This is a genomic window from Butyrivibrio fibrisolvens, assembly GCF_037113525.1.
Lineage (GTDB): Bacteria > Bacillota > Clostridia > Lachnospirales > Lachnospiraceae > Butyrivibrio > Butyrivibrio fibrisolvens.
Map to the genome: position 1 here is coordinate 3537054 of NZ_CP146963.1, position 19939 is coordinate 3556992.

Here is a 19939-nt window from a genome sequence, read left to right on the forward strand (position 1 = left end):
TAACTTTGGAATTAGAAATCACAAGGAAGAGTTTTTGATTCCTGTAATCTTTTCAGGAGCCTCGAAAAGGATTTTGGATATCCGCTCCAGAAAGGGGTTCATATGCAAGTATCATCTGTAACAATGAACAATGCTGATCTGTCAACAGCGATTCAGTCCTATCAGAAGGCTTTAAGAGAAGACAAAGTTCAGCAGACACAAAGTCAGCAACAACATCTTCAGACAAGACAGGACACAGCATCCAAAGATGCTGATGCCGTAGTTGCTATAAGCCAGGAAGGCAAAGAAGCTTATCAGAAGAGTCAGCAAGTCGCTAAATCAAATGAATCCAACACCTCTTCTGACCAGTCAAATTCTCAAAACGCAGCGTTCAAATCATTCCCTGAAGGAAGTGTAAGACAGTTAACACCGCAGCAGTCAGAAAATGATCCTGTTCGTAATGAAGTTGCAAGTGAAAATGCAAAATCAGGCCAGGAGTCTGTTAAGAACGCCTCCAAACTTGAGAATTTCGAATTAAACCCAGCCATCAACCCTATGCAGGAAACTGCATGATATCCGAATAGTAATACCCCACTACACCGGTCGTTTTCCCCAAGCGGCCGGTAATTTTTTTGTCAAAAGATCCTTTCGGAAAGTGATTTAGAACGGTATCTTACCTCGTTAACATCATAAATCGTCATGAAGGCCTGAGGATCTGTCTTTTGCATGAAGTTCATAAGCTGCTGATATTCTCTTTTATCAACGATTACGATTATCTCTTTGTGCTTCTGCATCCTGTATGCGCCATAGGCTTCGTAGATGGTAGCACCGCTTTTAAGATTCTCGATGATGAACTTGCGAATCTCTTCATCCTTAGGAGAAGTTATGCACACGCGCCTCTTACGGTTGCGATTAAAGATAAATTCATCAAGGATCACACCATTAAAATAACTTCCAAGGATACTAAGTATTACAGTCTTGGAATCATACACAAGCGCCGCAGAGAACGCTACGATCACACCCACAAGAGTTGATGCCCTGCCAAGCTCCATGTGAAGGTACTTATTAAGGATCATCGCAGGAATATCAGTTCCTCCTGATGATGCATTCAGTGAAAAGAGTATGCTGACACCTATACTAACCGTAAATATGTATGCCACAACGTCAATCGCCATATCTCCTGTAAGAGACTGGTTATTAGGAAAAAGCTTTTCAAATACACCGATGAGAACCGGCAGAAGAATTGAAGTATAAACAGTCTTAATTCCAAACTCATTACCACAAGTAAGGAATCCTATTACCAGCAGGATGATATTTATACAAAGAGTAATCTGTGAAACCGAAAACGGTACCAGATTAGAAAGAACGATCGCAAGTCCCGATACACTGTTTACAGCCGTATGGCTTGGTACCAGAAAAAAGAATACCGCGCAGGCTATAATAAGCGTCGCAAAAGTCATGATGATAAACTCTTTGACAATCTCTGCCGGATTCTTACGGATAACATCCTCGCTGTTTTCAACTGCTGTTTTACTGTTTTTACTATCTCTTCCCATAAACCACCTGTTTAAAAAATAATAATGTTGATTTCTAAAATACCTTTTTCTTACTACCAAAGCCGGATTTCCAGTTTTCAGCAAAGCATTCCTGATCTCATTTAATCAAGCGCTGCCATACGGTTCCATAGCTTATAATACATTCCCTGCCTGTTAAGAAGCATTTCATGTGTTCCCTCTTCCAGAATACCTTCTTTGCCAAGAACTATTATCCTGTCTGCATTCTGAATCGTTGTAAGTCTGTGAGCGATAGTGATCGTCGTCCTGCCCTTTGCGAGCTTTTCAAGACTCTTGGTAACAAAAAGTTCACTTTCATTATCTAGCGCGGAAGTCGCTTCATCAAGTATTAATATCTTAGGATTTTTAAGAAATACTCTCGCGATAGATATTCTCTGCTTCTGGCCTCCGGATAACTTAACTCCTCTTTCGCCAATATATGTATCCATACCATTTGGAAGCCTGTCTATAAATTCATCGGCACCTGCCATGATGGCTGCTTCTTCTATCTCTTTATCGCTTGCTCCCGGTCTTCCGTAAGCTATATTTTCTCTAATAGTTCCACTGAAAAGGTATACATCCTGCTGAACTATACCGATCGACTGCCTGAGGCTCTTTAGTGTAACCTTGCTTATATCCTGACCGTCAATATCGATGCAGCCTGATGTTACATCATAAAATCTTGGGATAAGATTACATATGGTAGTCTTGCCGCCTCCCGATGCTCCAACGATAGCAAGATTTTCACCCGCCTTAACATCAAGATCAAAATCATGAAGAACCTTATTGTGATCATCAGGATATTCGAAATTAACGCCCTTAAAGCTGATACCGCCGTCTGTAACCTTAATATCACCGGCGCCTTCAGCGTCCTTGATCTCAATAGGTGTATCCATTATCTCTATGAATCGCTCAATACCTGTCATTCCGCGCTGGAACTGCTCTGCAAACTCAACGATCCTTCTTATCGTAGCAATAAGAGTTGAAACATACAGAATATAAGCAACCAGATCGCCCGCGCTGATCATATCATGGATCAGGAAAAGGCCTCCGCCGAGAATTACCACTGTATACATAAGGCCATCAAACATTCTTGTTGATGTACCGAAAGTTGCCATCGCATAATAAAATCTCTTTTTGATGGTCTGGAATCTGATATTACCTTCTTCGAATTTCCTCTTTTCCTCTTCCTCACCTGTAAAAGCCTTAACTATGCGCTCTCCAAGAAGACTCTCTTCGATTGCCGCATTAAGCTCACCAACCTGCACTCTCTGAGCCTTCTGTGTCTGACGAAGCCAGTGATTTATTTTCACAGAAACAAAGAACATGATTGGAAGGCAGGCGAAGATCATCAGCGTCAGGGAAAGTGATGAACCTGACAGGATTATGAATGATACAACCATCTTGATGCCTGCTATGAAGAACTCTTCCGGACAGTGATGAGCAAACTCTGTAACATCAAAAAGGTCATTAGTTATGCGGCCCATGATCTGGCCTATCTTGTGATTGGAATAATAAGTGGCAGAAAGCCTCTGAAGATGCTCGAAAGCATCACGTCTCATATCAGTTTCGATATACACGCCCATGATATGACCCTGGGACTGCATAAAGAAGTTAGCCCCAGCATCAACGAGCCTTAATAGAACATATAAAATAACAAGCTTTAGTAAAATAGCTACAGTAAGCGCCTCGCTATTTCCAAGTGCAGAATTGGTAAGCCTTCTCATGATCATAGGAAGGACGATATCGCAAAGCGTTGTAAGTGATGCAAAGAAAAGATCCAGGTATAAAAGCCCGCGATATTTCTTGATGTAGGGAAGGAATCTACCTATCAGCTCCCTTGAGGAATAAGTCTGCTTTCCTGTATTTGTTTCGATGCTTGCATTACTCTTCTTAGCCATATATCCTCCCACAAATAGAACAGGCCATTTATTGCAATGACCTATAATGAACTGCTTTTGTAAGATTAAATTATATTCTATTTGTGGGGATTAGGATATAGGAAAGTTAAAATTTTTGACCTTAATTTAAATCAATCTTCAAATAGATCTTTAGAATAGTTGCCTTGTAGTTCTCCTTGATCATTTTCTGGTAGTCTTGTATGGAAATATCGCCCTTTAGCATACTTCCCATAGCCTCTATCCCTACCTTACCAATTTTGAGATTTTCTATAGACAGCGTTGCCTTAGTCTGACGAATCATGTCAATCTGCGAAGTTGTTAACTCTTTATTTTGAAACATATCATTTCTCATAACCAGAGCCCCCCACTATGATATCTTCTATTTAACCACTCCTTAAACGAAAAACCCCAGACTCAAAAGTCTGGGGTTTTATTAGTAGCGAGAGGGGGATTCGAACCCTCGACACCGCGGGTATGAACCGCGTGCTCTAGCCAACTGAGCTATCTCGCCATATCTATTGTTTTCGCCTCTGTGATGTGTTGTCGCTCACAGCCGACTTAGATAATATAACCCGAAACGAATCTAATGTCAACACATTTTTTCAAAATTTTTTTATAGTAGATTTGCGTCCGTTATTGTGATAATGCGGTATTGGAAGATCATGGTCATAAGAAAGAGACCACCACTCTTCCTTGCCGCACTATTAACACCCAAAAGGCGCTGTCATCAAATGCCAGTGCCTTTAAACCTATTAACATTTGTTTTAACACTAGGCTACTTTGTGCTCAAGCCACTTGCCACTCATGAACCTGATAGTAAAGCACACGCCTCTTACAAACCAGTCTGAGAACATTCCGCACCATACTGCTATAGGTGATACAAAACAGGCCACATGTACAAGGAAGAGTGTAACACCTACTCTTACCGCCCACATGCTTATAACGGACAGTATCATCGAGAAGCGTACATCTCCCGCTGCTCTCATACCATATGCAGGAAGGAACGAAGGAACCCAGAACAAGGGCTTAACTATAGTTATAAGGCCGCACATGTACATACAGAGCTTTGCGCTTTCATAATTCATACCGCCAAGGCTTGTAATAGGTCCTCTTAAGACAAATATAAACAGGCAACTTGCCACAATAGCGATCTCAGCCCACACAGCCAGCTTCTTAACGTAATATTTTGCCTCATCCTTTCTACCAGCGCCAAGAGACTGTCCTACGACGGTCATAAGGCCTATTCCAACACCGCAGGCAGCAACACCGTTTACATTCTCCATGATGTTAGTCATAGCCTGGGCAGTAATAGCGATAGTACCCATAGTCGAAACTGTAGACTGGATCACAAGCTTACCGAACTGGAACATGGAATTTTCTATTCCGTTAGGGATTCCCAGCGCTAAGACTCTTTTTATAAGGTATCCGTCAGGTCTTATGGACTTATAGTCCCTGATGCTGATCATCTGGTCCTTGTTATGAAGATAGATATAAACTACGACCGCCGATAACCATCTTGATATAAAAGTAGACAGCGCCGCACCTGCTACTCCCAGATGGAATACATAGATGAATATGGCATTACCTGCGATATTAACGAAGTTGCAGACAGTAGATATCGCAAGAGGGCGGCTGGTATTGCCCTGAGCCCTGTATATGGCCGATCCTGCATTATATAAAGCTATTCCGGGAAAAGACAATATGGTGATAAAAAAGTAAACCTGCGCCTCGTTCATAAGGGCATCTTCAACCTGCCCAAAAACAGTATTTAGGATACCATTCCTAAACAAAAGACATATAAGCGTAATAGATATAGAAAGGATAAGAGCAGATAAAGCCACCTGCCTTGCTGCCTCTCCCGCCTTATCAACCTTCTTCTGCCCTATAAAATTTGAACATATAACAACACCGCCTGTAGCCAGAGCCGCAAACGCCTGATTTACAAGTATATTGATAGAGTCAACAAGCTGAACCGCTCCTAGAGAATAATCATTAACATTACTGACCATCATAGAATCAGCCAGTCCCATAAGCGACGTTAAAAACTGCTCCGCGATCACCGGTATGATCAATAACAACAGAGCACGATTTGTAAAAATATGACCATCTTTATCAGATGTTTTGAAAATATTTCCTGCTTTCAAATTCACACGCTTTCTAATAATCTACTCAACCTTCTCACATATAAAAATCTCTCTGTTACCTTGAAGATTCTTCCACAACCAAGCTATATGCGAATTTTAAAATCGGAATGCCTGGTGTGCAAGCATTCCGATCAGTGATACAAATTTTATTACATTCTCTCAGGTGCATCGAATCCAAGAAGATCGATACCTGTTTCCATAACCTTAAGAGTGTTATAAAGAAGAGCTATATAGCTTTCCTTCTTAGCTTCATCCTCTTCTGCAAGGATTCTTGTCTCGTGGTAGAAGCTGTTAAATGCATTTGAAAGGCCATAGATATATGCACAGATTCTGTTAGGCATAAGCTCTCTTGCAGCGCTCTCAACTGCTTCTGCAAAGCCTGCAAGTGCAAGGCACAGAGCCTTTTCATTGTCAGACTCGGATACAGCAAGACGTGCTTCCTTAGCTTTTTTACCAGACTGCTCTTCGTACTTGGCAAGGATAGACTTAATACGTACGATTGTGTACAGAAGGTATGGGCCTGTGTCTCCTTCAAATGATGTGAACTTATCTATATCGAAGATATAATCCTTAGATGGCTGGTTTGAAAGATCGCCATACTTAAGTGCTGCAAGAGCTACCTGATGAGCTGTTTTCTTAGCTTCTTCATCGCTGATAGCTGCATTACCCTCTTTGATACGGCCATACATCTTTTCATCAATCTCTGATATAAGACTTTCAAGACGCATTACACCGCCCTGTCTTGTCTTAAATGGCTTACCATCGCTTCCGTTCATAGTACCGAAGCCTACGAACTGAAGATCTGTCTCAGGCATAACAAGCTTTGACTTATGAGCACTTCTGAATACCTGTGTGAAGTGAAGTGTCTGACGCTTATCAGCTACATAGTAGATTGCATCAGGATGATACTCATCCATACGCTTCTGGATAGTAGCAAGGTCAGTTGTTGCATAAAGTGCAGCACCATCACTCTTAAGTACGATACAAGGAGGAAGTTCCTTGGAATCATCTTCTCTTGTAACATCTATAACAAGTGCGCCCTGGCTTTCGTGAGCATATCCATTGTCCTTGAAATAATCTACCATTCCAGGGATTATGTCATGAACAGTAGACTCGCCCCACCAAAGGTCGAAATCAACATTCAGGTTCTTGTAGTTCTTCTTAAGGTCAGATACTGACACGTTAAGAATGTGGTGCCAAAGGGCACGGTATCCGCGGTCTCCGTCCTGGAGCTTTTTAGTAGCTTCAAGAGCTGCTGCCTTATATTCTTCATCTTCCTTGGACTTGCCGGATGCAAGAGGATAGATTGTCTCAAGCTCTGAAAGTGTGAATGGCGGCTCCTTAGGATAACTTCCTGTGAATGATTCATCAAAATAAGGAAGATCCGGCTTCTGAAGCTTAAGCTCAGTGATGATAAGACCCATCTGAAGGCCCCAGTCACCAAGATGAACGTCGCCAACTACCTTATTACCTGTATATCTTAAGATTCTCTTTAAAGACTCACCGATAACAGCACTTCTAAGGTGTCCTACGTGAAGAGGCTTAGCTACGTTAGGTCCGCCGTAGTCAAGAACTATTGTAGGCTCATGACCTGGAAGATTAACTCCAAATCTCTTCTCATGAAGCATTTTTACAATATATGAACGAACAAATTCGCGGCTAACTGTAAGGTTCAAAAATCCAGGCTTTACAGACTCAGCCTTTTCGAACATTTCATTACCTGAAAGCTTTTCAGCAACTTCATCAGCGATCATAAATGGTGCCTTATGATACTGCTTGGCACCTGCCATAGCACCGTTACACTGATATTCGCAAAGGTCAGGACGGTTAGAAACGCCGCACTTACCAAGATTGCGATCATATCCTGCTGCCTCAAAGGCATCAGAAACTTCTTTACTTATAAGGTCTAATATCTTTTCCAAAATAATGTCCTTTCAAATCCTATATTAACGCCTACATCATAATAATAAAGAAACAACTGTTAGTCAATTATGAAATCTTAGTACATAGAAATGCATCCATGCATTTCTAAACATGTACAAATTACATCCTGTAAATCAGTACATAGAAATGCATCCATGCATTTCTAAACATGTACAAGTTACATCCTGTAAATCAGTACATAGAAATGCATCCATGCATTTCTGAACATGTACAAGTTACATCCTGTAAATCAGTTCCATAACTCCTCTGCAGTATTGTAATATTCCATCAAAACAGGCTTTGTAAGATGATTGATCTCAACATCCATGTCGATCTCATCTTTACCAAATTTAAAGAGAGCAGCTACGTTGTCCTCAGTAATATATCTTGTTTCTATGTCAAAAGAAATATCTTCTGAAAGCTCGCTTTTGCTGGCCATATTAAATCCCCAGTCTCCAAAAGCAGGCACTTCCACATGGTAAGCCTTAACATTAAAGCCTTCACTCTCAATTGTCTTATTTATGCACCAAAAGGCCTTGGTAGCATAATAAGGGCTTGTAGACTGAACAACCAGTACTCCTTCATCTGTAAGGCACCCTCCGCACATACGGTAAAAAATGTTGGAGTATAGCTTATTAAGCACTTCTGTATTTGGATCCGGAAGGTCTACAATGATGACATCGTATTTTTCCTGACAATCTTCCAGATACTCATAAGCATCCATATTTAAGATATTAAGCTTGTCGGACAAAAGACTGTTTTCGTTTATAGCCGTAACATTCTCGTTAGTACTGCAGATCCTGATCATTTCTTTATCAAGATCCACCAGATCGATCTTTTGAACTTCCGGATACTTTAAAACTTCGCGAACAGCAAGTCCATCACCTCCGCCAAGAATGAGTATCTTTTCCCTAGTAGTAACTTCGTTCATAGGTACATGGACCAGCGCCTCATGATAACGGTATTCATCCGCTGTTGAGAACTGACAGTTACCATCTATGAAAAGTCTCACGTCGTCCCTGTGCTTGGTCATGACTATCTTCTGGTACTGCGTCTGCTCTATAAGTATGACCCTGTCAGTATATAATCCGCTTTCTACTGAATTGGAAATATTGTCTGCAAGGACCATTCCAAGCAGCATGATCACAGATAGGATAATGGCTATAACACGGTATATATTTATGTAGTTAACTCTTTTACCAAACTTCCACATGATAAGCAGGGCTGCAACTATGTTCATAAATCCGCACAAAAAAGATGTTGCAAAATACCCAAGCTTTGGAAGCAGAATCAGGGGAAATGCCACCGCACCCACAAGGCCGCCAATATAGTCAAAGCTGAATATCGATGAAAGGGTAACCTTCAAGTTGTTTTCATCCTGCTCGATTATCCTGGTCATAACAGGTATCTCAGCTCCTGCAAATCCGCCTATTATAATGATCTCAAGGTACATTACAAGAGCATAGTTAGATATATAAATATTGGCCAAAAACAGGACAAGGGAGCTGATTCCGCCAATTACGCCTATTCCCAGCTCAATTGTCACAAAGATGTTGAAGAGATTTTTGGAAAAATATTTGGATATATAGGACCCAAGTCCCAGGGATGCCATATAAAGGCCAATGGTAACTGAGTACTGAAGAGTGCTATTACCCAAAAGATAAGAGCTTACTGCGCTTATGATCAGTTCATAGCACATCGAACACCCTGATATTATCAGGGTTGTCAGCATCAAGAGCCTGTACTTCTTACTCATTTAAAACGCCTTCCTCTTATTACTGAATGACACCGCTTACGATGAAGGCAACGCCCATGAATATACCAAAGATCATGATTCCTGCTGCTTCATTTTTTTCCTTAAGCTCATTACCAAAATTAAATTTTCTATTCACAAGATCAACAAGGAAGTAACCTATGATCATCGCTACAATTCCAAGACCTGCAAACATAACGGTACTTATAACACCGCCAAGAAGCTCCTGCTGCTCTGAAAGCTCAAAAGAGATGATCGCAGAGCGGATGATGTAGCCAAGAGCTGCATATATTCCAGCTGAGACCCAGCCAACAGCCTTGTTGCCCTCACGGATCTCCTTGGGAAAATCAACCGGGATCAAAAGATCAATTACGAAATAACCGATCATCATTACCACAAGTCCTACTAACAGATAAACTAAAGTTTCAAGCGCTACCATCATATTTAAATCCTCTCAATCATGTTTTTATTATTTTATTTACCGCCGCCACTGGACGATTTTCTACTGTTTATGCTTGACTGTCTGACAGAAGATGAATAGCTGTCATAATAGCCATTTCCTATATCATGAATAGTGTCTCCACTATAGGATGAGTACGCAGATGGTGTACTCTTATAAGTTGAAGAATCCGATGAATAGCTTGAGCTGTAGTAATGACTCCTATACCATCTTGTGGTGCTACTTGAACTCTTGTAAGGCGAGTTGTCAGAAGCATAATTGTATTTCCTGTTCGATATCTGGACATATACAAGACTTGCATCGTCTTCCGGATGATATATGAGGCAGTACTCTTTATCTGTAACTATCGCTATAGTCGCATCGGCCATATCATCTTCCTGAGTTACTGACTGGGTCTGACCTTCAATTCCATTAATAATATCCTTGGCAACATCATCTGTTGTTGGACCAGTCGAGTAACTAATGCCTGTATACTGGTAAACATCCGCCTTTTGATCAGCGTTACCTGTAATTGATGTTACATACGAATAGTTGTCGCTTTTACTTAGGTACTTGCTGATACGCTTAGGTATAGTCGGTAGACAGTCCTCAAAGCTTGCCAGAAAGCCTAATACCATAATGACCATGAACAATCTAATGAAAAAAACATCAAAATCATCTTTTTTAGTCTTGACCTTTTCAAAGCCTATAACGCTTATCTCATCAAGATCGAGATATTCACCACGGGAATACTCAGTTCCATCATCCCATATTTCAACTGAAAGAGTTTTTTCCTCAGTTGCATCTTCAAATTCAACAAAATCGGCACTGTCACCTGGCTCTACGTCAACATCGCCAGAGCAGCGCTTAACAACCTGATGGCCCTTGTCTACCTCATGCCACTTTGGTCCTATTTTGCCTCTGATACTATTATCAGCTCTTGAAAGGGAATACTCTTTGTATACATCATCCACAGACAGCCATAATTCCACTTTTCCGGCAAGGAGCCTGTACTCAGTCCAGGTCTTGTTGCCATCCTCCGTGTTTTTGTAAGTGATACTTCCTATAACATGAGCTTCATAATTCTTTATTTTAAGTATTGATCCAACTTTAATATTCATCTGATCATTAACACAAGCTTATTAGTGTCCTTTGCTTATGTCCCTTTCAATTATCTGAGTTTTAATCTCTTTGGCTTCAAAAAGTTCTTTAAGTGTTTCTGTTATTCCTTCAACAACAGTATCTGTGCAGGAAAAAACATCTATAGCCGCATAACCATACTCAGGCCATGTATGAACTGAAAAATGAGATGTTGTTATCACTGCAAAATAGGTTATTCCTATAGGTTCAAACTCGTGAATACATTCCTCAACGATATTGGCCCCTACATATTCTATTGCCTTGTGAGCAGCCTCTTTAAGTGCTTCTATATCATCGATCATTTTCCCGCAGCCATAAAGATCAGCTACCAGGTGCTTAGCCATTACATATTCTCCTTACTATCATCGCGAAGTGTCGCGTAGTTATCTGTAGATAACCCTCTTGGTGATCCACATTTTATGCAAAATAAAGCGTCAGACCTATTGTAAGAATCGCAAAATCCGCAGAGCCAGTCTGGTTCATTGGTTGTTTTTGCTGCTTCTGCCTTAGTCAGAGTCGCTTCTTCAATATCCATCGGAAGATAAAAGACCGTATCTACGCCGCGTGATTTACCGCAATTTGGGCATGATCCAAAGCGTGCCTTGATCATCTTTGTGTCGCAGTATACGCAGTCCCACAAGCCTTCAATTCTTTTAGTTTCCATCAACTCTCCCTTCGCTGGCTGCTGCCTTTTCGCGCTCTCTTTGAGCTTTGGAAAAAGAACATCCGCAAAAATCCTGCCTGTAGAGGTCAAACATTTTGGAAAGCTCTATTGAACGCTTGTATCCGTTCTTTTTCTTAAAGTCAGATGGAAGAAAGATTGTCCCGTACTTATCTGCAGCTTCTCTTCCTGCCTTATTAAGGTTATCCGCATTCTTTAAAGGGCTGATAGTAAGAGTTGTGGTAAAGCCGTCAAATCCCATCTCTTTACAAACTCTTGCTGCTTCATCCATTCGAAGTTCAAAGCACTTAATGCACCTGTCTCCACCTTCAGGGCAGTCTTCAAGTCCCTTAACTGCTTCAATCCAGGCTGATGGGTTATAGTCGCCTTCAAGGAAGCTTATCTTCCTTGCGTTTCCATCAGAATTCATGCCATCAAAATTCTGCTCATCGATCTGTCTGTTATAGGCTTCGATCAGCCTCTTTTCCTCTTCCACTCTCTTTTCGTACTCGCCCTGGGAAGTGATATTGGGATTATAGAAAAAGAGTGTTATGTCAAAAAACTGTCTTAAGTACTCCAGACAATATGAAGAGCAGGGAGCACAACAGGCATGGAGCAAAAGCTTTGGGTAAATCCCTTCCTTTTGCTTTTCTTCTATATATTTTTCAAGTTCTTTAGCGTAATTTTCTTTATTCATATAATAAGATCATTCTATATTAAAAGATATTTTTTACTTCGTTCCAAAAATCATACATTCTTGAACATATAGTTCAAGAATGCAGCAATAGAGCCAATTGAGTTCGACTTCGTCGAAGGCTCTATTGCCAACCGATTCATCGAATTACGAAACACGCAGTAAATGCGCGTTTCTGTAATTTACATTCAAGAAGTCAAATGTTTTTGCTATTCAAGAATAAACGTTTTTCCATCACCGTGCAAGCTCCCAGAATGCAACAGCGCTTGCTGCAGCAACGTTTAGTGAGTCAACTTCATGGGCCATTGGGATTATGACTTTATAGTCTGACATGGCTATCGCTGCATCAGAAAGACCGTCGCCTTCATTACCCATGATTATGGCAAGCTTTTCTTCCTTTTTAAGGCGCTCATCGTCAAGCTTTATTGAATCTTCTTTTAATGCCATAGCAGCTGTTTTAAAGCCCTTTTCATGAAGAAGGTCAAAGTTCTCCTTTACAAGGCCAGCCTGCCTCTCCCTCTCATCATTATATTCATCCTCATTAGAATCAAGATAAGTCCAGGGAATCTGGAATACATTGCCCATGCTGACCCTAATGGCTCTTCTTGAAAGAGGATCGCAGCATCCCTTTGTAAGAAGGATTGCTTCTACATTGAAGGCTGCAGCACTTCTGAATATGGCGCCTATGTTAGTGGGATTAACTACCGTATCAAGGATCGCTATCCTGGTGCAGCCATCGATTATGTCTATGACGCTTTTAAGATCTGGCCTTCTCATTACGGCAAGTATCCCGCCTGTTAAGTTATATCCCGTTATCTTTGAAAGCTCCATTTGCTCTGCAACATATATCGGAATATCACCTTCTTTATCTACTTTATCTTCTTTATCTTCTTTATTATCTTTAACTTCTTTATCTTCGCTATTATCAGCCTTGTTGTTACTACCTGATGCCACCAGTTCAACAACTCTTTTATACTCATCAGAATCAAGCTTTTCTTTTTCCAAAAGGACGGATTCCGCTTTACATCCAAATAAAAAAGCCCTCTCGATAACTTTAAGGCTCTCCGCAATAAAAACTCCGCCATCAGGTTCATAATAATGGCGAAGCTGTGATTCGTTAAGATCCTTATAAACTGACAAGCGCTTGTCGTTTATATCTGTAATATTTATATACTGCAAAACTCACCTCGTTTTTACGCAATATGCAGGACTGACACCTATCAGCATCAGTCCTGCAAGTTTACACATTCATTTAACAATAATGATTATCTTATTCAGCCCCTATAAGTTCGCTTCTATCTCTACTTTCGATAGACTTTATGAATTTCATTATTTCATTAAAATCAGTAATAACCTTTTCGGAAGTACCATAATCAACGAACATAGCAGGTGCTGTCATAATACCATACTTAAGAGCCAATTCTCTTCCTTCATCTTCAGAAGCATTCAGGATTGAATACTCAAAGTTTCTTCTATCCAGAGCTTCTTTTGCCATACGACATCTTGGACAGTCTGTTGTTGTAAGAAGAGTTATCTGATCATCAGTTACATAGACACCTGGCTCATCACTGTTTTCTTCAATGATCTCCAAAACAGTATCGGATTTTGAAACGCTGCTCCCTGAAAGGAGGGATGCAAAGTTTTCTCTTGCAACCTTAGCCTGTTCAAATTCCTTCTCAATAGCATTCTGAGTCTCATCCCTGTTTTTGTCAACACGGTTAAGGATATCGGATGCGCTCTTACTAACGATGCGGCTCATATTATAAGTCCTTCTGTCTTCAAATTCCTGAGCCTTACCTGCATTCCAGTTGCTTACAGGACGGTAATAACCTGTGATTCTGGAATAAGTCTCAGCCTTGCCGCCGCATACAGGACAGATACTGGTCTCACCGTTAATATATCCGTGATCTTCACAGATGGAATATGTAGGTGACAGTGTAAAGTATGGAAGTCTGTAGTTCTCAGCAATTGTCCTAACAGACTTAGCAGCCTGCTTCCAGTCAGGAAGTCTTTCGCCAAGGAATGCATGGAATACAGTACCGCTTGTATACTTGCACTGAAGGTCGTCTTCCTTATCAAGGGCATCAAAGATATCATCAACTGAACCAACCGGAAGATGTGATGAGTTTGTATAATAAGGTGTCTCGCCACTTCTTCCTGCTGTAATGATATCAGGATAATTTCTTCTATCCATACGAGCCAGTGTATAGCAGGTGGACTCTGCAGGAGTTGCCTCAAGGTTAAACAGGCATCCGTACTGCTCCTGATAATCAGAAAGCTTATTTCTCATAAAGTCGAGAACTTCGCCTGCCCACTTAAGTGACTTCTCAGAAGTAAGATCCTCGCCTATCCATCTTGCATTGAGGCATGCCTCGTTCATTCCTACAAGACCTATTGTTGAGAAGTGGTTCTTAAATCCGGCCTTAAGATATACCTTGGTATAAGGATAAGCGCCCTTATTAAGATACAAGGTTACTACTCTTCTCTTAATATCAAGGGATCTGGCAGCAATATTCATTGCATACTCAAGTTCCTTGTAGAAATCTTCTTCAGTTGCAGAAATATATGCTATATGAGGAAGGTTAATAGTTACAACACCGATCGACCCCGTATTTTCACCCGCACCGAAGTTACCGCCATTTTGTTTTCTAAGTTCACGAAGATCAAGGCGCAGTCTGCAGCACATGGATCTTACATCAGATGGCTTCATATCAGAATTGATATAGTTGGAAAAATAAGGTGTTCCATACTTTGCAGCCATCTCGAACAAAAGTCTGTTGTTCTCTGACTCAGACCAGTCAAAATCTCTTGTGATCGAATATGTAGGAATAGGATACTGGAAGCCTCTTCCGTTGGCATCGCCTGTGATCATGACTTCAAGGAATGCCTTGTTGATCATATCCATCTCGCGCTTGCAGTCGCCATATGTGAAGTCCTGTTCCTTGCCGCCAACGATTGCTTTCTGCGGAGCCATATCTTCAGGTACAGTCCAGTCCAGAGTTATATTGGAGAAAGGACACTGGCTTCCCCATCTGCTTGATACGTTTGCGCCAAAGACAAATGACTGCATGCACTGCTTAACCTCTGCATAAGAAAGGTTGTCAGCCTTAACAAAAGGCGCAAGATATGTATCAAAAGATGATACAGCCTGAGCACCTGCCCATTCATTCTGCATGATTCCAAGGAAGTTAACGAGCTGCATAACAGCTGTAGAAAGGTGTGAAGCAGGGCTTGATGCGATCTTGTTAGGAACGCCGCCAAGACCATTAAGAAGAAGATCTTTAAGTGACCATCCTGCGCAGTATCCTGCTGCCATCCCCATGTCATGAATATAGATCTCGCCATTACCGCCATCTACCTGGCACAGCGCTCTTATTTCAGGATCATAGATATTTTCCCACCACATCTTGGTGATAGCTTCTGACTCAGCAAGAATTGCAGCACCCATTGTACCGCCTGCTGTAGAAGCATTCTGATTCTTAATGATATCCATAGCCTGGCATGGATCAGCATCTGTAGCATCATCAGCACTACCAAGTGACCCGTCAACCATTCCAACGGCAAAATTCTTGACCTCTTTGGTTATACCTCTGATAACCTTATGAGTCTGTCTATAAAGGATAAAAGATCTTGCAGCAGTATAATAGCCACCTCTCATAAGAGCTGCCTCTGCCGCGTCCTGAGCCTGTTCGACAGTAACACGAAGATCCTTATCAGCACTGTTAACATAAAGGTCAACTACTGCTGCCCCGGTAAGAGTCTTTAAGTCTTTATCAGTATACTCTGCCTTAACTGATTCAAGAGCCTTCTGCATAGCCGCGGTGATCTTGGTCTCATCAAATCTCACCTGTGTTCCGTCACGTTTTACGATAGTGTTGATCATTGTAAACCCCCTTATAAATTTAAACAGTCCAAAAGGCAGAAACGGCCCCTATAAGATGTAAGCCAGCTCTGTCAGTCAGTCTGCCTCCAATCACACACATATTCTTTTGCTATACTTTCTTTCGTATCGATAAGCCTTTGGTTGGTACTTCCTCTGTACAGACACTCTTCGGACCTAAGATCAATCTCAAACCTTCCGTCCACAAGAACATCTGTCTCTTCAAGAAGCTCCACTGCCCCTTCAGGAGCCTTTCCTTCCATGATCTCTTCGTAGGTATATCCTGTATAGCACCATACAGAAAGTCCCATATCATGGCAGGCTTTAGCAACATACGCCGCACTTTGTGCCTGCATAAAAGGATCTCCTCCGGATAGCGTAACTCCGTCAAGATGCTTAGTACTTCTGATCATCTCTATCAGCTCATCAGGTTCTATGGATTCGCCACCGTCCGGGTCCCAGGTGTCCATATTCTGGCAACCCTTGCAGTGATGAATACACCCCTGAAAAAAGACTACAAAACGTATACCTGGTCCATTGACCAGTGAATGTTTGATCGTTCCGGCTATTCTCATTGTTGTTATTATCAGTGAAAAAAATGTAAACGAAATAAAATGAATTAATATCCAATATCCCCACAGAAATTATACCACTATATATTGTGTTTGCAAAAGATATTTTTTCCACAAAATGTGGTTTGCTAGATTTTACGCCACTTTGTGAAGTGAAATATTTATTTTAGGGTATACTTATTAGATTCTTTTAAACACTTTTCACAAATATGCGGAAATTCGTTTTGGGTACTTGATTTTTTCTGTGTTATTATATGACGTGAGGATTATGATCGTAATCTGATCTTCAGCAGGTATCAAAAATAGCTTATATACCTGCACACAAAATATAGGGATAGTATTTCGGGGGAATATACAATGATTTCATTTCTTACAGATCTTTTTACCAACAAAGTTTTCGTATCAGCCGGTTCAGGATGGTTCGTAGCTCAGCTTGTCAAAGTAATAATTGATTCTATACGTGACGGTTTTAGTGTTAAGCGCCTTGTAGGCGGTGGCGGCATGCCAAGCACACATTCATCTCTCGTTACAGGACTTTTTATTTCTACAGGTATCGTATACGGCGTTTCTTCTTTTGAATTTGTTATCGCATTCTTCTTTGCAATGGTCGTAATGTACGATGCAATGGGCGTTCGCCTTACAACAGGAAAAGAGGCCTATATCCTCAACAAGCTCAGAGAACGAGATCTTGCTGAAAATAAAGAACCTCTTTACGATAAAATTCTTGATGAAAAGATGGGACATACATTTCCTGAGATAGTCGCCGGTGTAATAACCGGAATTCTGTGTGCTTTAGTTGTATGTCTTATAATTCTCTGACTTTCATTTTAACCTTTCTCCTTCTGGATTGTTAACAGGAATACATCTGATTCGAAAGTTGCACTTCCATCATTTTTGGTATATGACGAACTGTGGTCGTATACCATCCCAAGTTTCTCCATGACTCTTCTGCTTCCTATGTTTTCCTTTGCGCACTCACCCTCAAATGTGCGTGCCCCATAGACCTTTGCTGCATGCATCATTAGTGCATTCATTGATTCTATTTAATCATAAACAGATCGATCTTCTTCTGAACTGTTTTCTAATTCAAAGGCACAATAGCGATATATTCACATTTTCTTTACATCTTTACCTAATAAGATTAACAAAAAGAGGTAGCCATTACTTAAAATTTCTTATATAATTTCCATAATTTGCATCATCAAACAGGTGCATATAAGAGGGGAGAGATAAATCATGAAAAAAAGCAAAATCGTAATATTCTCATTACTCTGCGCAATATTAGGCCTATCCATTACAGGATGCGGACGTGCAGATGGAAGCGTTGCTTCCAAAAACGAAGTCATCAATTATGTAAAAAAGAATGTTTCTGAAGACTGCAGTTTGGTCAAAGAAAAAGTGTTATCAGAGTCACCAAGAAAAGTTGTCTATACTTTCAAGTCAGATGCCCGAGGCTTTGAGTTTGAAGTTGTTGCCCAGAGGTGGCCTCATGGATGGTTTGATGCCGTATTCTATTACGAACCTATTATTGTAAACCACTATTCTATCGGGCTTCATCACTATTATGATGAAAGGATGTATGAAGTATTCGGAGATCTATTAGAGCCCAAGAACATGTATCTGTACATATCTTCCACCAAAGATATCGAAAAGCTGTCTACGGCTATTGTCAAAGCCAATGAGATCTATGCAGAAGAAAAGGAATATAATACTGATGCTTTTCTCAAAGAAAATCCTTATTGCCATGGATATGTCCGGGCAAATACTGAAAATAGTTTCGTGAATATAGCTACTATTCCAATCGATGGCACTACATATACTGAAGCCCAAATCAAAGATATACTTTTTAAAGGTGTATCTCAGCATGTAAAAGATGGAGAACTTTCTGGCAGCGCTTTCCCCGGAGTAGAATCATATACGCAGTCCTTGCATGTAACAACGCTTAAAAATATGTATATAAATGGCGAGAAAATCGAATCCTATTCTTCGGAAGATGAGAAAAAGCCACTAAATTATTGCTATGCAAAATATGACCAAAACAATCAAAAATATATGATGAGTATTGATCTGGGTTTTGTTGTTTCAAGAGGATGCAAGAAACCTTATTGTATTCCTTCAGTTGTTGCAGCAGTTGGTGGTGAGTGTTCCATTCCTTCATATAGGTCAGATGAGTACCCTACGTACTTAAAGGGCGAATGGACTATCAATGGTCATAAGTGGGAAGCCAGCATCTATTATGATCGCCCGAATCAGGTTTTAACTTATTCTGATCTGAAAGTCACCAGAGACGGTGAGGAGTTAAACATCGATTATAGATATAACGACGATCATAACGGTTATAGTTTTACCCAAATAACTATTGATGATTTCTGCAGTCTGTTTGATCTAACTTATGAGATCAATGAGAATGAATCAGCTGTTTATTTTACTTCTATACAGTAAGACACACTGTATTCCATGATCTATTGCCTGCATCATCCTCAAAATGATGCAGGACAAACTAAAACCAATAGCGCTCACTGGCTATATCAGCTGCTGCCTCAGTATTCATCAAATCTTTCAGAAGTAAAAGCTTATCATCAAAATGTTTTAATGAATCTTCCAAAGACCTGTCATGCTTTCCGCCATACGCAAATGTTCTTGCTATTCCTATAGCTCCAATTGCATCAAGTCTGTCTGTATCATGTCCGTCCGAATTATTATCGAATACTTTCTGTATATATTTAATTGCATTGCTAATAATCGTTTTTTTAGCATCGTCACTCAACATTTACTTCTCCACGAAAGATCACTGATACATGAGTAATCTTGTTGTCCGGATCCGGGTATTCTTTCTCAAAATGCATTCCAATAGATTCTGCAGTCTTATAAGAACCGATATTTGTATATTTGCAATATGAATAGATTGCAGGATAATCCGTGTTAGCAAAAGCCCAGTCTCGTACAGCAGCTGCTGCTTCCTTAGCATAACCTTTACGCTGATGATCTGCGCGAATGTGATAACCAATCTCAGGGAGCATCTCTCCCTCAATATTCTGAAGTGTTAATCCACAATCGCCAATCATCTCTCTAGTATCTTTCAAACACACAGCCCACAGTCCAAAACCGTTATCATGATATCGGTTCATATTTCTTTCAATCCAATCTCTGACTCTTTTCTCATCAAAAGTATATGGATAATGCTGCATGATGTCCCTATCAGCGAGGACTTTGTATAATGCATCAAAATCATCAATATTCATTTCTCTAAGAAGCAATCTGTCTGTTTCCAATATAATTCTTTGTTCCATTTTAGTCGCT

The 19939-nt window shown here is 40.5% G+C and carries 20 protein-coding genes and 1 tRNA gene; 3 read left to right on the forward strand and 18 right to left on the reverse strand.

Features of this window, described 5'->3' with window-relative positions:
- The first annotated feature begins 102 nt into the window (after positions 1–102).
- The gene (locus WAA20_RS14795) at positions 103–552 is read left to right on the forward strand and encodes a hypothetical protein (protein WP_073388101.1); all 450 of its coding nucleotides are present in this window, start codon (positions 103–105) and stop codon (positions 550–552) included.
- 62 nt (positions 553–614) lie between these two features.
- Here WAA20_RS14795 and WAA20_RS14800 read toward each other — a convergent pair whose 3' ends face one another.
- From WAA20_RS14800 to nrdG, 15 genes are all read right to left on the reverse strand, one after another.
- On the reverse strand, positions 615–1481 hold the full coding sequence (locus WAA20_RS14800) for a YitT family protein (protein WP_073388201.1): 867 nt from the start codon (positions 1479–1481) through the stop codon (positions 615–617).
- A 155-nt stretch (positions 1482–1636) separates the two neighbouring features.
- Positions 1637–3433 carry an ABC transporter ATP-binding protein gene (locus WAA20_RS14805; protein ID WP_073388099.1) on the reverse strand — a complete coding sequence of 599 codons (1797 nt, stop codon included), beginning with the start codon at positions 3431–3433 and terminating at the stop codon, positions 1637–1639.
- Between the two features lie 121 nt (positions 3434–3554).
- Positions 3555–3785, reverse strand: a complete 231-nt coding sequence (locus tag WAA20_RS14810) for a hypothetical protein (RefSeq protein WP_073388097.1) — start codon at positions 3783–3785, stop codon at positions 3555–3557.
- An 85-nt stretch (positions 3786–3870) separates the two neighbouring features.
- Positions 3871–3944, reverse strand: a tRNA-Met gene (locus WAA20_RS14815).
- A 259-nt stretch (positions 3945–4203) separates the two neighbouring features.
- Complete coding sequence (locus WAA20_RS14820) at positions 4204–5583, reverse strand: MATE family efflux transporter (RefSeq protein WP_338801391.1); 1380 nt, start codon at positions 5581–5583, stop codon at positions 4204–4206.
- A gap of 143 nt (positions 5584–5726) precedes the next feature.
- Positions 5727–7499: an arginine--tRNA ligase gene (gene argS / locus WAA20_RS14825; RefSeq protein WP_073388095.1), complete on the reverse strand. Its 1773-nt coding sequence runs from the start codon at positions 7497–7499 to the stop codon at positions 5727–5729.
- 251 nt (positions 7500–7750) lie between these two features.
- Positions 7751–9256 (reverse strand): polyamine aminopropyltransferase, encoded by a 1506-nt coding sequence (locus tag WAA20_RS14830; protein WP_073388093.1) that lies wholly within the window; start codon positions 9254–9256, stop codon positions 7751–7753.
- 19 nt (positions 9257–9275) lie between these two features.
- Positions 9276–9695 carry a DUF350 domain-containing protein gene (locus WAA20_RS14835; protein WP_073388091.1) on the reverse strand — a complete coding sequence of 140 codons (420 nt, stop codon included), beginning with the start codon at positions 9693–9695 and terminating at the stop codon, positions 9276–9278.
- Between the two features lie 32 nt (positions 9696–9727).
- Entirely contained in the window at positions 9728–10813 is a 1086-nt protein-coding gene (locus WAA20_RS14840; RefSeq protein ID WP_073388089.1) for a DUF4178 domain-containing protein, read from the reverse strand.
- Between the two features lie 21 nt (positions 10814–10834).
- Complete coding sequence (gene speD / locus WAA20_RS14845) at positions 10835–11176, reverse strand: adenosylmethionine decarboxylase (protein ID WP_073388087.1); 342 nt, start codon at positions 11174–11176, stop codon at positions 10835–10837.
- Complete coding sequence (locus tag WAA20_RS14850) at positions 11176–11496, reverse strand: hypothetical protein (protein ID WP_073388085.1); 321 nt, start codon at positions 11494–11496, stop codon at positions 11176–11178. The genes speD and WAA20_RS14850 overlap by 1 nt, the downstream gene beginning before the upstream one ends.
- Positions 11486–12190 carry an epoxyqueuosine reductase QueH gene (locus WAA20_RS14855; protein WP_073388083.1) on the reverse strand — a complete coding sequence of 235 codons (705 nt, stop codon included), beginning with the start codon at positions 12188–12190 and terminating at the stop codon, positions 11486–11488. The genes WAA20_RS14850 and WAA20_RS14855 overlap by 11 nt, the downstream gene beginning before the upstream one ends.
- A gap of 231 nt (positions 12191–12421) precedes the next feature.
- Positions 12422–13366, reverse strand: coding sequence for an RNA methyltransferase (locus tag WAA20_RS14860; RefSeq protein ID WP_073388081.1), 945 nt, complete (start codon positions 13364–13366; stop codon positions 12422–12424).
- Positions 13367–13457: 91 nt separating this feature from the next.
- Complete coding sequence (locus tag WAA20_RS14865; RefSeq protein ID WP_073388079.1) at positions 13458–16070, reverse strand: ribonucleoside triphosphate reductase; 2613 nt, start codon at positions 16068–16070, stop codon at positions 13458–13460.
- 71 nt (positions 16071–16141) lie between these two features.
- Positions 16142–16642 (reverse strand): anaerobic ribonucleoside-triphosphate reductase activating protein, encoded by a 501-nt coding sequence (gene nrdG, locus WAA20_RS14870; protein WP_073388077.1) that lies wholly within the window; start codon positions 16640–16642, stop codon positions 16142–16144.
- A 354-nt stretch (positions 16643–16996) separates the two neighbouring features.
- On the opposite strand from nrdG, the gene WAA20_RS14875 reads away from it, so the two are divergent.
- Positions 16997–17458: a divergent PAP2 family protein gene (locus tag WAA20_RS14875; RefSeq protein ID WP_081373846.1), complete on the forward strand. Its 462-nt coding sequence runs from the start codon at positions 16997–16999 to the stop codon at positions 17456–17458.
- Positions 17459–17466: 8 nt separating this feature from the next.
- On the opposite strand, the gene WAA20_RS14880 is transcribed toward WAA20_RS14875, so the two are convergent.
- Positions 17467–17673, reverse strand: coding sequence for a GNAT family N-acetyltransferase (locus WAA20_RS14880; protein WP_073388075.1), 207 nt, complete (start codon positions 17671–17673; stop codon positions 17467–17469).
- 202 nt (positions 17674–17875) lie between these two features.
- Here WAA20_RS14880 and WAA20_RS14885 point away from each other — a divergent pair, with 202 nt between their 5' ends.
- Positions 17876–19081 (forward strand): hypothetical protein, encoded by a 1206-nt coding sequence (locus tag WAA20_RS14885; protein ID WP_073388073.1) that lies wholly within the window; start codon positions 17876–17878, stop codon positions 19079–19081.
- Positions 19082–19139: 58 nt separating this feature from the next.
- Here WAA20_RS14885 and WAA20_RS14890 read toward each other — a convergent pair whose 3' ends face one another.
- Both WAA20_RS14890 and WAA20_RS14895 read right to left on the reverse strand, forming a co-directional pair.
- On the reverse strand, positions 19140–19409 hold the full coding sequence (locus tag WAA20_RS14890; RefSeq protein WP_330393644.1) for a hypothetical protein: 270 nt from the start codon (positions 19407–19409) through the stop codon (positions 19140–19142).
- The gene (locus WAA20_RS14895) at positions 19399–19929 is read right to left on the reverse strand and encodes a GNAT family N-acetyltransferase (protein WP_027217991.1); all 531 of its coding nucleotides are present in this window, start codon (positions 19927–19929) and stop codon (positions 19399–19401) included. Before WAA20_RS14895 ends, WAA20_RS14890 begins: the two co-directional genes overlap by 11 nt.
- Positions 19930–19939: the final 10 nt, after the last annotated feature.

Bases quoted from the DNA above. Each gene is read 5' to 3' on its own strand.
- WAA20_RS14795 (WP_073388101.1), top strand. From the start codon at position 103: ATGCAAGTATCATCTGTAACAATGAACAATGCTGATCTGTCAACAGCG.
- WAA20_RS14805 (WP_073388099.1), bottom strand. From the start codon at position 3,433: ATGGCTAAGAAGAGTAATGCAAGCATCGAAACAAATACAGGAAAGCAG.
- WAA20_RS14810 (WP_073388097.1), bottom strand. From the start codon at position 3,785: ATGAGAAATGATATGTTTCAAAATAAAGAGTTAACAACTTCGCAGATT.
- WAA20_RS14830 (WP_073388093.1), bottom strand. From the start codon at position 9,256: ATGAGTAAGAAGTACAGGCTCTTGATGCTGACAACCCTGATAATATCA.
- WAA20_RS14835 (WP_073388091.1), bottom strand. From the start codon at position 9,695: ATGATGGTAGCGCTTGAAACTTTAGTTTATCTGTTAGTAGGACTTGTG.
- WAA20_RS14840 (WP_073388089.1), bottom strand. From the start codon at position 10,813: ATGAATATTAAAGTTGGATCAATACTTAAAATAAAGAATTATGAAGCT.
- speD (WP_073388087.1), bottom strand. From the start codon at position 11,176: ATGGCTAAGCACCTGGTAGCTGATCTTTATGGCTGCGGGAAAATGATC.
- WAA20_RS14850 (WP_073388085.1), bottom strand. From the start codon at position 11,496: ATGGAAACTAAAAGAATTGAAGGCTTGTGGGACTGCGTATACTGCGAC.
- WAA20_RS14855 (WP_073388083.1), bottom strand. From the start codon at position 12,190: ATGAATAAAGAAAATTACGCTAAAGAACTTGAAAAATATATAGAAGAA.
- WAA20_RS14865 (WP_073388079.1), bottom strand. From the start codon at position 16,070: ATGATCAACACTATCGTAAAACGTGACGGAACACAGGTGAGATTTGAT.
- nrdG (WP_073388077.1), bottom strand. From the start codon at position 16,642: ATGAGAATAGCCGGAACGATCAAACATTCACTGGTCAATGGACCAGGT.
- WAA20_RS14875 (WP_081373846.1), top strand. From the start codon at position 16,997: ATGATTTCATTTCTTACAGATCTTTTTACCAACAAAGTTTTCGTATCA.
- WAA20_RS14880 (WP_073388075.1), bottom strand. From the start codon at position 17,673: ATGAATGCACTAATGATGCATGCAGCAAAGGTCTATGGGGCACGCACA.
- WAA20_RS14885 (WP_073388073.1), top strand. From the start codon at position 17,876: ATGAAAAAAAGCAAAATCGTAATATTCTCATTACTCTGCGCAATATTA.
- WAA20_RS14890 (WP_330393644.1), bottom strand. From the start codon at position 19,409: ATGTTGAGTGACGATGCTAAAAAAACGATTATTAGCAATGCAATTAAA.
- WAA20_RS14895 (WP_027217991.1), bottom strand. From the start codon at position 19,929: ATGGAACAAAGAATTATATTGGAAACAGACAGATTGCTTCTTAGAGAA.